General features: G+C 69.0%; 13 protein-coding genes. 10 read left to right on the top strand and 3 right to left on the bottom strand.

Going from position 1 to position 14,467, the window contains the following annotated elements; translation table 11 throughout:
* Window positions 1-2: 2 nt before the first annotated feature.
* The gene (locus tag GOPIP_RS24080; protein ID WP_006372447.1) at window positions 3-992 is read left to right on the top strand and encodes an alpha/beta hydrolase; all 990 of its coding nucleotides are present in this window, start codon (window positions 3-5) and stop codon (window positions 990-992) included.
* Here the strand turns inward: GOPIP_RS24080 and GOPIP_RS24075 are convergent, their stop codons facing one another.
* Window positions 993-1,586, bottom strand: a complete 594-nt coding sequence (locus tag GOPIP_RS24075; RefSeq protein ID WP_006372446.1) for a TetR/AcrR family transcriptional regulator — start codon at window positions 1,584-1,586, stop codon at window positions 993-995. It lies immediately after the preceding gene.
* 104 nt (window positions 1,587-1,690) lie between these two features.
* Here GOPIP_RS24075 and GOPIP_RS24070 point away from each other — a divergent pair, with 104 nt between their 5' ends.
* From GOPIP_RS24070 to GOPIP_RS24050, 5 genes are all read left to right on the top strand, one after another.
* Complete coding sequence (locus GOPIP_RS24070; RefSeq protein WP_006372445.1) at window positions 1,691-2,956, top strand: MFS transporter; 1,266 nt, start codon at window positions 1,691-1,693, stop codon at window positions 2,954-2,956.
* Window positions 2,931-4,130, top strand: a complete 1,200-nt coding sequence (locus tag GOPIP_RS24065; protein WP_006372444.1) for an acyl-CoA dehydrogenase family protein — start codon at window positions 2,931-2,933, stop codon at window positions 4,128-4,130. Before GOPIP_RS24070 ends, GOPIP_RS24065 begins: the two co-directional genes overlap by 26 nt.
* Before the next feature lie 49 nt (window positions 4,131-4,179).
* Entirely contained in the window at window positions 4,180-5,292 is a 1,113-nt protein-coding gene (locus tag GOPIP_RS24060; protein WP_006372443.1) for an acyl-CoA dehydrogenase family protein, read from the top strand.
* Between the two features lie 272 nt (window positions 5,293-5,564).
* The gene (locus tag GOPIP_RS24055; protein WP_006372442.1) at window positions 5,565-5,996 is read left to right on the top strand and encodes a DUF350 domain-containing protein; all 432 of its coding nucleotides are present in this window, start codon (window positions 5,565-5,567) and stop codon (window positions 5,994-5,996) included.
* 119 nt (window positions 5,997-6,115) lie between these two features.
* A complete protein-coding gene (locus GOPIP_RS24050) occupies window positions 6,116-6,571 on the top strand; it encodes an SRPBCC family protein (protein ID WP_006372441.1) in 456 nt (151 codons plus the stop codon).
* Window positions 6,572-6,580: 9 nt separating this feature from the next.
* On the opposite strand, the gene GOPIP_RS24045 is transcribed toward GOPIP_RS24050, so the two are convergent.
* Window positions 6,581-7,378: an HAD-IIA family hydrolase gene (locus GOPIP_RS24045; protein ID WP_006372440.1), complete on the bottom strand. Its 798-nt coding sequence runs from the start codon at window positions 7,376-7,378 to the stop codon at window positions 6,581-6,583.
* An 80-nt stretch (window positions 7,379-7,458) separates the two neighbouring features.
* Here GOPIP_RS24045 and moeA point away from each other — a divergent pair, with 80 nt between their 5' ends.
* Window positions 7,459-8,700 carry a molybdopterin molybdotransferase MoeA gene (moeA, locus tag GOPIP_RS24040; RefSeq protein ID WP_006372439.1) on the top strand — a complete coding sequence of 414 codons (1,242 nt, stop codon included), beginning with the start codon at window positions 7,459-7,461 and terminating at the stop codon, window positions 8,698-8,700.
* On the opposite strand, the gene GOPIP_RS24035 is transcribed toward moeA, so the two are convergent.
* Window positions 8,656-10,029, bottom strand: coding sequence for an HNH endonuclease (locus GOPIP_RS24035; protein WP_035728796.1), 1,374 nt, complete (start codon window positions 10,027-10,029; stop codon window positions 8,656-8,658). The two genes, moeA and GOPIP_RS24035, sit on opposite strands and share 45 nt — an antisense overlap.
* 206 nt (window positions 10,030-10,235) lie before the next feature.
* Between GOPIP_RS24035 and GOPIP_RS24030 the strand changes: the two genes are divergently transcribed.
* Genes GOPIP_RS24030 through GOPIP_RS24020 form a run of 3 tightly spaced genes read left to right on the top strand, consistent with a single transcriptional unit; the run spans window position 10,236 to window position 14,250 of the window.
* A complete protein-coding gene (locus GOPIP_RS24030) occupies window positions 10,236-10,973 on the top strand; it encodes a phosphatidylserine decarboxylase (protein ID WP_006372437.1) in 738 nt (245 codons plus the stop codon).
* Window positions 10,970-12,019: a CDP-alcohol phosphatidyltransferase family protein gene (locus GOPIP_RS24025; protein ID WP_006372436.1), complete on the top strand. Its 1,050-nt coding sequence runs from the start codon at window positions 10,970-10,972 to the stop codon at window positions 12,017-12,019. The genes GOPIP_RS24030 and GOPIP_RS24025 overlap by 4 nt, the downstream gene beginning before the upstream one ends.
* Complete coding sequence (locus GOPIP_RS24020) at window positions 12,016-14,250, top strand: AAA family ATPase (protein WP_006372435.1); 2,235 nt, start codon at window positions 12,016-12,018, stop codon at window positions 14,248-14,250. The genes GOPIP_RS24025 and GOPIP_RS24020 overlap by 4 nt, the downstream gene beginning before the upstream one ends.
* Window positions 14,251-14,467 lie beyond the last annotated feature (217 nt).

Below are 14,467 nucleotides of genomic sequence, written 5' to 3'. Positions count from 1 at the left end.
GGATGACGCGACGAGCACGACGCGGACTGTTGATCGCGGCGCTGGCCATCGCAGCGCTACTCGTCCCGGTCGGTGTGGCTCCCGACGCCCATGCGGCCGGGCACATGGTCTCGGCGGGCTCGCCGTCGGAGAAGCTCACCACCATCGTCGTGCACTCCGATGCGATGGACCGCGACATCCCGCTGACGGTGATCAAGCCGCGCGATCCGTCGCAGCCGCGAGGCGTGCTGTACCTGCTCAACGGCGCCGGCGGCGGTGAGGACAGCGCCTCCTGGCTCGCGCGGACCGACATCGAGTCGTTCTTCGCCGACAAGAACGTCTACGTCGTCATCCCCGAGCAGGGAGCATTCAGTTACTACACCGACTGGATTCGTCGTGATCCGACGCTCGGCGTCAACAAGTGGTCGACGTTCCTCGGCTCGGAGTTGCCCGCGGTCATCGACTCGGCCTACCGCACGAGCGGACGTAACGCGATCGGCGGCATCTCATCGTCGGGGACCTCGGTGCTCAATCTGGCGATCGCGCACCGCGGGCTCTATCGGGCGGCGGCGTCCTACAGCGGTTGCGCCTCGACGTCGGACCCGTTGGGACAGCAGTACATCAAGCTCGTCGTCGACGGTCGCGGCGGTGGCAACACCGTGAACATGTGGGGCCCCGACAACGGGCCGCTATGGCGTGCCAACGATCCCGTCCTCAATGCGGGCAAGCTGCGCGGCACCGCGCTCTACATCTCCAACTCCAGTGGTCTGCCCGGTCCGCACGACACCCCGCAGGCGGTGCGCGACCCGATCACGCTGACCGATCAGGTGGTGCTCGGCGGCGGGATCGAGGCGGCCACCAGCATCTGCACCCAGCAACTCCTCGGACGCCTCAACGGACTGCACATCCCCTACACCGCCGACATCGGCCGGCCGGGCACCCACTCATGGGGCTACTGGCAGGATCAGCTCCACCGGTCGTGGCCGTTCTTCCGACGCGCGATCGGCGGCTGATCAGACGATCATCGCCATCACATCGCCGGCCAGTTGCGCGGCGAACGAGTCGTCGATGGCCTTGCCGAACACGGCGTGGTGATAGAGCGGCGCGATGATGTGGTCGAGGATCTGCTCGACGGTCGGTGTGGGCTCGCCGCGTTCGGCGGCGCGGGCCACCATCTGCTGCGCCTGGTCGCGCCGGATCTCCCAGCACGGGCATTCGTCGACGAGTTCATCGCGCGCGACGATCATCGCCCGTAGGTAAGACCGACGTTTGGGCCGTCCGATGTCGGCGGCGATGATCTGTGCCCACTCGGTGAGATCGCCACGCAGGGTGCCGGTCTCGGGGAGGTCCTCGCCCTGGGTGAGGACGGCGACCGCCACCTCCTCGACGAGTGCGGTGATCGATCCCCAACGCCGGTAAATCGACGTCGGATTGACCCCGGCGAGCTCGGCGACCTGCGGGATGGTCATGGTCTCGCGCTCGCCGGCACCGACGAGTTGTCCCACGGCGCGGTAGACCGCCTGCTGCACGCGAGCACTGCGTCCACCGGGCCGTCGTGGGTGCTGCCCCTCGTCCACCTGCACATTCGTCGCCGTTGTCGCACTCATGGAATCGATTATTGCAAACCGCGTTGCTTTAGGAGTCCATCCCGGCTAGTTTGACTAACGCAAACGCCTTTGCTTTAGCCGGCTCGTCAACTTCGGAGGTTCCCGTGTCGCGTCTACATCCGCACCGCGCGTTCTGGGTGGTCACCGCCACGGTGGTGATGGTGCTGTTCGCGTCGGCGGCGCCCTCACCGCTCTATCCCGTCTACCAACAGCTGTGGGGTTTCTCGTCGTTCACCCTGACCGGCGTCTTCGCGATCTACGTCGTCACGATGCTGATCAGCCTGCTGTCGGTGGGATCGCTCTCCGATCACATCGGCCGACGGCCCGTCCTCGCGGTTGCCCTGGTGCTGCTGATCGCGAGCATGGCGCTGTTCCTCGTCGCCGACGGCGTCGGCACCCTGATGGCAGCCCGTGCGCTGCAGGGATTGGCGACCGGTGCTGCGATCGGCACCCTGACGGCGACCGTCGTCGACATGGCACCGAGCCCCCGCCTGTCGTCGGCGATCACCGGGGCGGGGCCGACCATCGGTCTCGCCGGCGGGGTCGCGGTGGCCGGCGTTCTCGTTCAGTACGCTCCCCACCCTCGCTTCCTGGTCTACGAGATCGTCCTCGCCCTCTACGCCGTCCTCCTGATCGCACTGCTGATCGTGCCGGAAACGTCTGAGCGCGTGGGCTTCTCGTCACGACGTCACCTGCTCGGCACCCTGGCTCCGCAGGCGTCGGTGCCCGCCGCGGTGCGCCCGCTGTTCTGGGCGGCCATCCCCGCGTTCGTGGCCACATGGTCGCTCGGTGGCCTCTACCTCTCGCTCGGCTCATCGGTGGTGGCGCGCGTGTTCGGCGTCGCCAATCACGCCGAAGCGGGCCTACTGCTGTTCGCCTTCTTCGCCGCCGGCGCGCTGACCTCGTTGCTGGTCACGTCGTGGGCGCCGCAGGCCAAACTGGCCTTCGGCTATCCGGCGCTCGCCGGTGGTGCGGTCATCTCGCTGGCCGGCGTGCTCACCGAGTCACTGCCGGTGTACATCGTCGGCTCGCTGATCGCCGGATCCGGATTCGCCGGGACCTTCCTCGGTGCATTGGACTCGATCAGCGCGCAGACACCCGCTCCTGCGCGGGGCCAGGTCTTCTCGGCGGTCTTCATCGTCAGCTACGTGGCCTTCAGCGTGCCCGCGGTGATCGCCGGACTCGTTGTCGGCCACCTCGGTCTGCGCGCCACCGTCGCGATCTACGTCGGGTACGTGCTCGCACTCGCCGTCCTCGGCGGACTGGCGTCGGCGCGCACCCGCCGGCGGGCGAATCTCCGGGCCCGGGTTTGCGCCCGCGACCTCGGAGAGTATGAAGGTAGGCATGCACCTGAAATTCAGTTCAAGTGAAGAAGCCTTCCGCGACGAACTTCGGACATTTTTCACCACCGCGATCCCCAAGGACCTGCGCGAACGCTCGGCCGCCGGGAAGCTGAACTACCCCGAGGACATCGTCACCACCACCCGCATCATGAACGAGGCGGGCTACGCCGTACCGCACTGGCCGACCGAATGGGGCGGCCAGGACTGGACCCCGATCCAGCACCACATCTACCGCGAGGAGATGAGCCTCGCGTCGGTGCCCGACATGCTGCCGTTCAACGCGGGCATGATCGGGCCCGTCATCGCCCAGTTCGGGTCGCAGGAGATGAAGGAACGCTTTCTGCCCAAGACCGCCAATCTCGACATCTGGTGGTGCCAGGGCTTTTCCGAGCCAGAGGCGGGCTCGGACCTCGCGTCGCTGAAGACCCGCGCGGTGCGCGACGGCGACCACTACGTCGTCAACGGCCAGAAGACCTGGACCACCCTCGGCCAGTTCGCCGACTGGATCTTCTGCCTGTGCCGCACCGACCCCGACGTCAAGAAGCAGGCCGGCATCTCGATGCTGCTGTTCCCGATGGACACCCCCGGCGTCGAACTGCGTCCGATCCAGTTGATCGACGGCGGTTACGAGGTCAATGAGGTCTTCTTCAACGACGTGCGGGTTCCGGTGGAGAACCTCGTCGGCGAGGAGAACCAGGGGTGGACGCAGGCGAAGTTCCTGCTGGGCAACGAGCGCAGCGGCATCGCGCGCGTCGGCTACACCAAGACCAAGCTGGCCCGCGCCAAGGAACTCGCCCGTGAGATCACCGCGGCCGACGGCAAGCCACTGATCGAGGACCCGTTCCTCGCCGCGCGCCTCGCCGAACTCGAGAACGAGATCCTCGCCCTGGAGCTGACCCAGCTGCGTGTGGTCGCATCGTCGGCCGACGGCAAGCCCAACCCCGCATCGTCGCTGCTCAAGCTTCGCGGGAGCCAGCTGCAGCAGGAAGCGATGGAGTTGCTCGCCGACATCGCGGGCCCGGATTCGCTTCCGGTCGCCGGACTCGACCCGGCCGCGCCCAACGGATCGGCCGACATCGAGGCCCCGGAGTGGGCGCAGTTGTCGGTGCCGACCTATCTGAACTACCGCAAGGTGACCATTTACGGCGGTTCGTCGGAGGTCCAGCGCCAGATCATCGACAAGGCCGTGCTCGGCCTGTAATCGCGCCGCACACACGACCATTCGACCTCCCGACACACGAGGAACACACATGGATTTCGAACTGTCCGAAGAACAGACGATGTTGCGCGACACCGTCCGCGACGTGCTGAGCAAGACCTACGACGTCGAGACGCTACGCAAGGTCACCGACACCGAGCTGGGCTGGAGCCGCGACGTCTGGAAGTCGTTGGCCGACATCGGCATCCTCGGCCTGACCATTCCCGAGGAAGACGGCGGCGCCGGAGCGGGCCCCGTCGAGTTCGCCTCGGTCATGGGTGAGATCGGCCGAGCGCTGGCACCCGAGCCGTACCTGGACGCGGCGTTGGTCCCGGGCTCGCTGATCGTCGCGACCGCCGAAGGCGACCTGCGCGAGGAACTCCTCGGCGGCCTGGCCGGCGGCGAGTTGCTCCTGGCCTTCGCCCATCAGGAGGCCGGCGACCGCTGGCCTGCGGCCGCGGTGGCCACCACCGCCGCCGACGGGAAGCTCACCGGAACCAAATCGCTGGTGCCGCACGGTGATTGCGCGGACAAGCTGATCGTGTCGGCGCGCGAGAACGGCGAGGTCGGGCTGTACCTCGTCGACGCCGACGCCGAGGGCGTCACCCGAACCGCCTACCGGACCCACGATCGGCGTCGAGGCGCTCAGATCGTCTTCGACGGCGCCCCGGCCACCCGCCTCGGTTCCGGCGACGCCTCGGCACTGCTCGCCGACGTCGAGGTCGGCATCCAGACCGCGCTGTGCGCGGAGGCAGTCGGGGCGATGGAACGCGCACTCGACCTGACCGTCGATTACCTCAAGACGCGCAAGCAGTTCGGGGTGACACTGGCGACCTTCCAAGCGCTGACGCACCGGGCGGCCGACATGTACGTGCAGCTCGAGCTGGCGCGGTCGATGAGCCTGTATGCCACGACCGCGCTCGCCGACGGCATCTCCGACCCGGTGATCGCCTCACGCGCCAAGCTGCAGATCTGCCGCTCAGGCCGTCACATCGGCCAGGAGGCGATCCAGATGCACGGCGGTATCGGGATGACCGCCGAGTACCCGGTCGGCCATTACACGAGCCGATTGACCGCGATCAGCCACACCCTCGGCGACGCGACCGAGCACGTGCAGAGCCTGGCACGCAACGTCAACTCCTACGATCTGGTCGCCCTGTCCTGATCTCGACCCGGACGGGGTCGGTGCCGAGATCGGTGGCGCCGACCCCCTCCGGGCACAAACTCTCCACACCCCTCAGCAGATGCCGGTGCTCGGACTCGAGCAGGCGCAACAACCAGGTCATGGTGTGGCAGTACACAACCGACCCGCTACCCGCGTAAGGGTTTGGCCCATCCAGGGTTTGATCTTCTTGCCCGATCGGGCGCCGGTGATGGCCTAGGGTTCTCCGCAGGGATGCGGTTCGCCGCTGACGTGCCGAGAACGGGAGGGTTTCAGTGGAGATCTTGCGGGACAACCTGGCACATGGTGCGTCGTTCTCCCTGGTGGGGATCGCGCTGCTGATCGTCGGCTTCGTCGCCCTCGATCTGGTGACGCCGGGCCGGCTGCGGCAGCTGGTCTGGGTCGACCACAACCGCAACGCCACGATCCTGACCGTCTCGATGGTGATCGGACTGGCAGCGGTGATGGTCTGTTCGGTGATCGACACCGCCTATCTCGAACTGTGGCGCGGGCTGGTCTACACCATCGTCTACGTCGCGCTGACCATCGCGGTGATGATGTGGTCGTTCGTCCTGATCGACTGGCTCACCCCCGGCAAGCTCGGCACCCTGCTGCTCGACGACGACGGCGAGCATCCGGCGATCTGGGTGACCGCGACGGTGTTCCTCGGTATCGGCGCGGTGATCGCGGCGGTCCTGCTGGCCTGACGCCCCGGGCTTGTGACTCATGAGCTTATTGACGCTTGCTCAATAAGTGCCCTAGTGTCCCCAGAGAGGACGGCGCGCGCCGTCCGGCCGGACCGACACCACGCAGGGGGAATCACCGCATGGCCGCACCACTCATCGAGGAGTCCATCGACATCGACGCCACACCCGAGCAGGTGTGGGAGGTCATCTCCGACCTCAAGCGCATGGGCGAATGGAGTCCGCAGTGCGTGAAGATGATCGTGCGCGGCCCGGTGGGCCTGGGCACCAAGACGATCAACGTCAACCGCCGCGGACCGCTGGTGTGGCCGACGACGTCGAAGATCGTCCGCTTCTCCCCCAACCAGGAACTCGGTTTCCGCGTCGCCGAGAACCGCACCGTGTGGAGCTACACGATCACACCGAAGGCGAGCGGGGTCACCGTGACCGAGCGTCGCGAGGTGCCGGGCGGGACGACGTCGACGGTGTCGTCGGTGCTCGTCGACAAGTTGATGGGCGGCACCGAGAACTTCGAGGCCGAGCTGAAACTCGGTATGGCCGAGACGCTCGGCAAGATCAAGCGCGCCGTCGAGGGCTGAGTAGCGCCCTCAGCCGTCGAGTTTCTCGATGAGGGCGGGCAGGTCGGCGATCGAGTCGATGACGTGGTCGGGGACCGGCCCGAACTCGTCGCGTTGCAGGGCGACGAGTGCCTCCTCGCGGAACTTGCCGGTCCGCACGAGCACCCCGATCAGCGCCGACGCCTGCGCGCCGAGGACGTCGTTGTGCATGTCGTCGCCGACCATCACCACCTGGGTCGGCTCAAGATTCATCATCTCGACTGCAGCACGGAAGCCGAGTGGTGACGGTTTGCCGATGGCGCGGATCTTGCGACCCGACGCCTTCTCCAGGCCCTCGAGGTAGACGCCGGTGTCGATGGCCAGTCCCTGGGCGGTCGACCAGATCATCGATCGGTGCATCGCCACCACCGGCACTCCGGCCAACATCAACTCGAGCACGATCGACAACGCTCGATGGGTGAACACCGGTCCGGCGCCGCCGAGCACCACGACCTGCGCCTGGGCCGGGTCGTCGGTGAGGGCGATGCCGGTCATGTCGTCGGCGATCGGGCCCTCGTTGAGTACCCACGCCTTCTTGCCCGGATAGGTCTGAGCGAGGTATTCGGCGGTGAGTTTGGCGGCGGTGAGGATTTCCTCGGCCGACACCTCGAACCCGCAGCTGTTGAGGGCGTCGGCGATCTGACCGCGCGAACGGGACGTCGTGTTGGTCAAGAACATCCGCGGCAGGCCGCGATCGGCGAGGATGCGGACCGCCTCGACCGCGCCGGGCAGCGCCTTCCACGACGTGACCATCACACCGTCGATGTCCATCAGCAACCCGAGCGTCATCCTACAAATCTAGGGTGTGTGGGGAGAACCTGCGCGTCGGCGGTGCGTGCGCGCCGTGGGGGCGATGGCATGCTGGGGCCATGCGTACGGTCACCGAACACCAGCAGGTCGTCGCCAGTCTGTTCGGCCCGCCCGAGCCGGTCATCATGCCCGTCACTGCCGCACTGGGTCGGGTGCTCGCCGCCGACGTCGTCGCCCCGATCTCGTTACCCGGCTTCGACAACTCCGCGATGGACGGCTTCGCGGTCCGCGCGGCTGACGTCGCCGCGGCCACGCCGGCGCAGCCGGTGCACCTTCGCGTCGACGCCGACATCCCGGCCGGCCGCGTCGACCCACCGCCGCTGGCACCGGGAACTGCGCACCGCATCATGACCGGCGCACCGATGCCGGCCGGTGCCGACGCGGTGGTGCCGGTGGAACTGACCACCGCCGTGTTCAGCGGCGCCGAACCCGTCGAGGGCACGCAGGTGGGCATTACCACCGCGGTGCCGACCGGTAAGCACATTCGCCCGGCGGGCTCCGACATCGTCGCCGGGCAGCCCGCGCTGCCGGCCGGTACCCGTATCGGTGCCGCGCAAATCGGGCTGCTGTGTGGGCTCGGGTTCTCGACGGTGAGCGTGTTCCGGCCGATGCGGGTGGCGGTGTTGTCCACCGGCTCCGAGCTGGTGGCGCCGGGAATTCCGTTGCGGCACGGACAGATCTACGAATCCAACGGCGCCATGCTGACCGCGGCGGCCATCGAGGCCGGCGCCGAGGCCAGGCACGTGCATTTCGTCCCCGACGACACGACCCAGTTCTTGCATCGCCTCGACGAGATCGCCGCCGACGCCGACCTCATCCTCACCTCCGGCGGGGTCAGTGCCGGCGCCTTCGAGGTCGTCAAGGAAGCGCTGGGCATGACCGGCGGGGTGGAATTCGTGAAGGTCGCGATGCAGCCGGGGATGCCCCAGGGCTGCGGGCATTATCGCGGTCCGGCCGGACGGTCCGTGCCGATCGTGACCTTACCCGGCAATCCGGTGAGTTCGCTGGTGTCCTTCGAGGTGTTCATCCGCGACCCACTGCGCGCCGCGATGGGCCAGCATCTGCGCCGACAACGGCTGCGCGCACAACTGACCACCGCCCTGACCTCACCGGCGGGCAAACGTCAGTTCCAGCGTGCGGTCTTCGTCCGCCACCCCGACGGACCGGCCGTCACGACCGTCGGGCCACCGGCATCACACCATCTGAGCAACCTCGCCCACGCCGACGCGCTGGTCGACATCCCCGCCGAGACCGTGTCACTGGCGGCCGGCGACCTGGTGGACGTGGTTCGGCTGACGTGACCGGCGTGGTCGGCGGGCGGGGCGTAACCGATTGGGATGTTTGGGTTTTCGCCATGTCGAGGTCATCGACGCACGCGGCTGCCGGCCGACCAGATGCGGCGCCCGGCTCCGATGCCAGGCGCCGGTCGGCGTCGTGACGTCGAGGATGTGCCCGTATTCGGTGTCGATGGGCGTGTAGGTCCAACCATCGGCCTCCTTGGCGCGGTTGTGCGCCACGCAGGTGCCGTCGGCGTTGGCGAGCGAGGTCTCCCCACCGTGCCGGTGCGGTCGGGCGTGATCGATCTCGGCGATCGGCGCATCGCAGAACGGAACCCGACACCGCCGGTCGCGCATGCGGACGAAGTGCGCGAGGCTCGAGGGGAAGCACCGCGACCGCGCGTCGGCGGCCACCAGCGTGCCTTCCGCGGGCCGTACGTACAGTCGCCGGATCGTCGAGGCGGTCTCGCCGTCGGGGTCGACGCCGTCGGCTATGAGCTGCCGCGCCATCTCGGCGGGGATCGGCCCGAATCCGGGGATCTCCGCAGACGCATCCCCGCCGAGCATCGTCTCGGCCGAGATCACCAGGTTCACCGCGACCGGCACCGCGGTGGCGCACGCCTGACCGGTGACCCGCTCGACGAGGGTGTCGGCCATGATCTGATCCCGCGTGCGTCCGTCGGACCCGGCAATTGCATCGGCGTGGCGTGTGAGCGCGGCGAACACCGCCACCCCCTGTGCCATCGGCACCAGCGCCGACACCTGCGCCATCAGATCCGGGGCGGGCCGCACCGCCACCCGACGATCGCGCTCGGCTTTCGCCTTGCGGTCGACGACGGTGCGGGGTTCGAGCTCGTAGGCCAACTCCTTGGCCCGCGCGGTCAACGCCCTGTCCCCCATGCTCAGCAGAGCCTGCCGGTCCCCGGCGACGACACGATCGATCTCCTCGCGGGATTCTCGTGTCAGATAGGCGGTTTCGCGGACCAGGATGGTCGCGCGCCACTCGGTCAGATCGCCGTCCTCGAGCGCACCCAAGGTGTGCGGCATCTCGGTGGCCAGGGCCCGCGCGAACCCGAGGAATTGGCCACCTCGCTGCGCCGACGCCTTGCGCGCCAGACCGACCTCGGCCGACAACCCCTTACCCCTCTTACCTTGGGGCACATTGCGTTCGGTTTCATCGGCGGCGCGCAGTTCGTCGAGTCGGGCGGTCTCGCGCACCTGGGCGGCCGCGGCGGCGGACTTCAGTTCTTCCAGGAAGGTGATCCGCTCCACCGCATCGGCCTGTGTGGCCGCCGCCGTCATCTCGACGAGCGCACAGGCGAACTCGCGAAGATCGTCGGTCGTCTCGAGCATTGCCACCCCCCGGTGTCCGTAGCGCGTACGTCGAACTCTTGATCTATTGTACATGCGTTCGGTGATATGTGCCACCGACCTCACCGGCTGTGCACAACCGCCGTCGATGCACACCGCCTCCCAGCACGTGGAGCCACCGGCACCCGGGGCTCTAAGCTGAACGGGCGCGACGATCGGTCGCGTGGACGACGTCGGAGAGGATGACTGTGGCGAGGCGCCCGCGTGAGGACGCACCAGACGGACTGTCCCCGGCACATCTGGTCACCCTGGCCCGCGAAACCGTACCCCCGGTCCATCCGGCGGGCCTCCCCTTTGTCGCCGCGGCGTCGGCCGTCGCGGTGCTCGGTCGGCGTCACCGGTGGATCCGGACACCGGCCGTCCTGACCGCCGGGGCCTGCGCGGCCTTCTTCCGGCATCCCGCCCGCGTCGCGCCCACCGATCCGTTCGCGGTGGCCGCCCCGGCCGACGGGACCGTGAGTCTTCTCGACGAGGCCGTGCCGCCCGCCGAGTCCGGGCTCGGCGACGCGCCGCGACCCCGGGTGTCGGTGTTCCTCTCGCTGTTCGACGTGCACGTGCAGCGCGTGCCGATCGCCGGCACGGTGACCTCGGTGACCCACACGCCCGGCCGGTTCGTGTCGGCCGATCTCCCCGACGCGAGCGAGGTCAACGAGCGCACCACCATGACGATCCGCACCGCGACGGGCGCCGACATCGCGGTCGTGCAGATCGCCGGGCTGCTCGCCCGTCGAATCGTGTGCAATCCCACGGTCGGCGACGCACTGTCGGTCGGCGACACCTACGGGCTCATCCGGTTCGGCTCGCGGGTGGACGTCTACCTGCCGCCCGGCACCACGCCGCAGGTCCGGCTCGGGCAGCGCACGATCGGGGCCGAGACGACGATCGCCGTCCTCGGCCCGGGCGCCGATCCAGCGGCAGGCCGATGAGTCCGCGCGCCGACCGGCCGGGAACCCCGCACCGCACGCCCGCGCGCGTGGCCGGACGCGCACACACCCCGGCCGAGCAGTCGCGGCTGCGCCGTCAGGCGTCGGCCGGCCGGATGTTCGTGCCGTCGGCGCTGACGATCCTCGCGATCTGCGCGGGCATGACCGCGATCCGATTCGCCTCCAACGACAACATCAATGCGGCACTGGCCCTGCTCGTCGCGGCCGCACTACTCGACGGCATCGACGGGCGGGTGGCGCGCCTGATGGGTGCCACCACCAAGATCGGCGCGGAGATCGACTCACTCGCCGACGCCATCAATTTCGGTGTGGTGCCGGCCTTCCTGGTGTATCTGACCCTGATGGAGCACGCCGACATCGGCTGGCTGATCGGCCTGGTCTACACCTGCGCGATCGTGCTGCGCCTGGCCCGCTTCAACACCCTCCTCGATGACGACGACGCACCCGCATACACCCGCGACTTCTTCGTCGGCGTGCCCGCACCGGCCGCCGCGATCATCGCGCTGCTGCCCGTCGGGCTGTTGCAGCAGTTCGGGTCAGGCTGGTGGACGTCGCTGCCGGTGGTGTGCACGTGGCTGCTCATCGTCGCGTTCCTCGCGGCCAGCCGGGTACCGACGGCGTCGTTGAAGGCAGCGAAGGTGTCGCCGCGCGCTCTGCCGGTCCTGCTGATCCTGGTCGCCATCGGTGCAGCGCTGTTGGTGACCTTCCCGTATGTGCTGATGATCATCGGCATCGCGGGCTATGCCGTGCACATCCCGTTCGCCTGGCGCTCCCGCCGCTGGGTGGCCTCGCGCCCCGAGCACTGGGACGCGCCGCCGCGCGAACGTCGCGCGGAGCGACGGGCCATGGCGCGCGAGACGCCCGGACGGCGCGTCATTCCGCGGCGTCGGCAGACGATGAAGAAGTCGCAGGCACGCCTCGGGCTACACCGGCCCGCGGGCACCGGCGCGGTCGGCACCGGTACTGGCACCCCCCGTGCGGACGGCACGTCCCCCCATCCCGACGACGCCGACAGCCCCACCGCGTGAGCGCCCAACTCACGCTGACCGCGCGCCTGAACCCGTCGGCCGGCGACGCCCGCCGCGGCATCGTGCGCGTGCACCCCGAGGCACTCACCGCACTCGGACTCCGCGAATGGGATGCGGTACGCATCACCGGTGCGCGCGTGAGCGCCGCCGTCGTCGCCGCTGCCCCCGCGGACTCATCGACCGGCACGATCCTGCTCGACGACATCTCCTTCTCCAACACCGGCGTCCGCGAGAACGCCCAGGTGGTCGTCGAGCCGGTGCAGGTGCAGGCCGCCACCCGGGTGACGGTCACCGGGTCGGCGCTGGCCAGCCAGGGCGTCGACGCGCCGACCCTGCGACGCGCGCTACTCGGCAAGGTGCTGTCGGTGGGCGACACCGTCTCCCTGCTCCCCCGCGACCTCGGACCCGAACTGACCGCCAGCGAGGCAGTGCGCACCCTTGCCCGATCCGTCGGGATCACCTGGACCACACAGCTTCTCACGGTGACCGCCACCGAGCCCGGCGCACCGGTAAGCGTGCAGCCCAACACCGCAGTGATGTGGACCGACACCACCGCGCCGAGCGCTGCCGGCGCGGTGACGGGCGCTGTCGGTGCTGGGACGGGCGCTGTCGGCGGGGTGGCGAGCGCTGTCGGCGGGGGCGCAGGCGCGGTGCGGCCGGTGGCCGAACTCGTCGGCGTCGACGATCAGGTGGCGAAACTGACCGAGTGGCTGCGGATCACGCTCGATCAGCCCGAGGTGTTGCGCACCCTGGGTGCGGTCCCGCGCCTGGGAGTGTTGCTGACCGGCCCGGCCGGGGTGGGCAAGGCGACGCTGGTACGCGCGGTGGCGGACGGGCGGCCGCTGGCCGTGATCGACGGCCCCACCGTCGGTGCGACCGAGGCGAATTCGCGACTACGCACCGTCACCGACGCCGTATCCTCACTGCGTCCCGGCGGCGGGGTCCTGCTGATCACCGACGTCGACGCCCTGCTACCCGCCGAGGCCGAACCGGTCTCCACACTCCTCCTCGACACCCTGCGAGAAGCGTTGGCAGGCAAGGATGATCAGCCTGGCACGATCGCGCTGATCGCCACCACGACACAACCGGCAGCGGTCGACACCCGATTGCGCGATCCCCAACTGTGCGATCGGGAGCTCTCGATCGGGCTGCCCGACGCGGCGCTGCGCGGCCGATTGCTCGCGGCCATTCTCACCGGCGTGCCCACCGAGGGCGACCTGCAGCTCTCCGAGATCGCCTCACGGACACCTGGTTTCGTCGCCGGTGATCTCGCGGCCCTGACCCGGGAGGCGGCCCTGCGGGCTGCGGCCCGGGTGACCGCGGCCGGATCGACGGCCTCACCGGCACTGACCGCCGAGGACCTGCGGGGCGCCGTCGGGGTGATCCGACCGGTGTCGCGTGCGACGTCGCCGGAGGTCTCGTTGGGATCGATCACGCTCGACGACGTCGGCGACATGGTCGAGACCCGGCAGGCGCTCACCGAGGCCGTACTGTGGCCGCTCGAACATCCCGACACGTTCACCCGTCTCGGTGTCGATCCGCCGCGCGGGGTGCTGCTCTACGGACCGCCCGGCTGCGGCAAGACCTTCGTGGTACGGGCGTTGGCCGCGTCGGGTCGGCTCTCGGTACACACGGTCAAGGGCGCCGAACTGATGGACAAGTGGGTCGGCGCCTCCGAGCGTGCGGTCCGCGACTTGTTCGACCGCGCACGGGAATCCGCGCCCTCCCTGATCTTCCTCGACGAGGTGGACGCATTGGCGCCCCGGCGCGGTCAGTCGTCGGATTCCGGGGTCTCCGATCGCGTGGTCGCCGCGCTGCTCACCGAACTCGACGGCGTCGAACCGCTGGCCGACGTCGTCGTCCTCGGTGCCACCAATCGTCCGGATCTGATCGATCCGGCGTTGCTGCGGCCGGGCCGGCTCGAGCGACTGGTATTCGTCCCACCACCGGATGCACAGGCACGCGCCGACATCCTGCGCACCTCGGGACGCAACGTCCCGCTCGCCGATGACGTCGACATCGAGTCGCTGGCAACAGATCTCGACGGCTACTCGGCCGCCGACTGCTCGGCTCTGCTGCGGGAGGCCGCACTCTCGGCGATGCGCCGCAACATCGAGGCCGCCACGGTCACCGCCGACGACGTCGCCGACGCCCGCACCCGGGTCCGCCCGTCGCTGGACGCCGCGCAGGTGGAGAATCTCCGCGCCTACGCCCAGCGACGGTCGGAATAGGTTTCCCTCCGGCTGCGTCAGCTGATCATCAAGGACACTGAAGCTGTACTCGGCAGGCGCTACCGCTGATCCCGGCCGCACCCGACCCGACCTGACCCGGAAGGACTCCAGATGAACCCCGTACTGACCCCGACAAGCACCGACATCACCGATTCCACCCCGGATCAGGTCGAGGCGGCGGTGGCGGCCTGACGCAGGTTGCCGACGTCCTCGACGC

This window comes from Gordonia polyisoprenivorans NBRC 16320 = JCM 10675 (assembly GCF_000241325.1).
Taxonomy (GTDB): domain Bacteria; phylum Actinomycetota; class Actinomycetes; order Mycobacteriales; family Mycobacteriaceae; genus Gordonia; species Gordonia polyisoprenivorans.
Note: the sequence above shows the minus strand (reverse complement) of the source record. Positions and strands in the feature narration are given on the sequence as shown.

Bases quoted from the DNA above. Each gene is read 5' to 3' on its own strand.
- GOPIP_RS24080 (WP_006372447.1), top strand. From the start codon at position 3: ATGACGCGACGAGCACGACGCGGACTGTTGATCGCGGCGCTGGCCATC.
- GOPIP_RS24075 (WP_006372446.1), bottom strand. From the start codon at position 1,586: ATGAGTGCGACAACGGCGACGAATGTGCAGGTGGACGAGGGGCAGCAC.
- GOPIP_RS24065 (WP_006372444.1), top strand. From the start codon at position 2,931: ATGCACCTGAAATTCAGTTCAAGTGAAGAAGCCTTCCGCGACGAACTT.
- GOPIP_RS24060 (WP_006372443.1), top strand. From the start codon at position 4,180: ATGGATTTCGAACTGTCCGAAGAACAGACGATGTTGCGCGACACCGTC.
- GOPIP_RS24050 (WP_006372441.1), top strand. From the start codon at position 6,116: ATGGCCGCACCACTCATCGAGGAGTCCATCGACATCGACGCCACACCC.
- GOPIP_RS24045 (WP_006372440.1), bottom strand. From the start codon at position 7,378: ATGACGCTCGGGTTGCTGATGGACATCGACGGTGTGATGGTCACGTCG.
- moeA (WP_006372439.1), top strand. From the start codon at position 7,459: ATGCGTACGGTCACCGAACACCAGCAGGTCGTCGCCAGTCTGTTCGGC.
- GOPIP_RS24035 (WP_035728796.1), bottom strand. From the start codon at position 10,029: ATGCTCGAGACGACCGACGATCTTCGCGAGTTCGCCTGTGCGCTCGTC.
- GOPIP_RS24025 (WP_006372436.1), top strand. From the start codon at position 10,970: ATGAGTCCGCGCGCCGACCGGCCGGGAACCCCGCACCGCACGCCCGCG.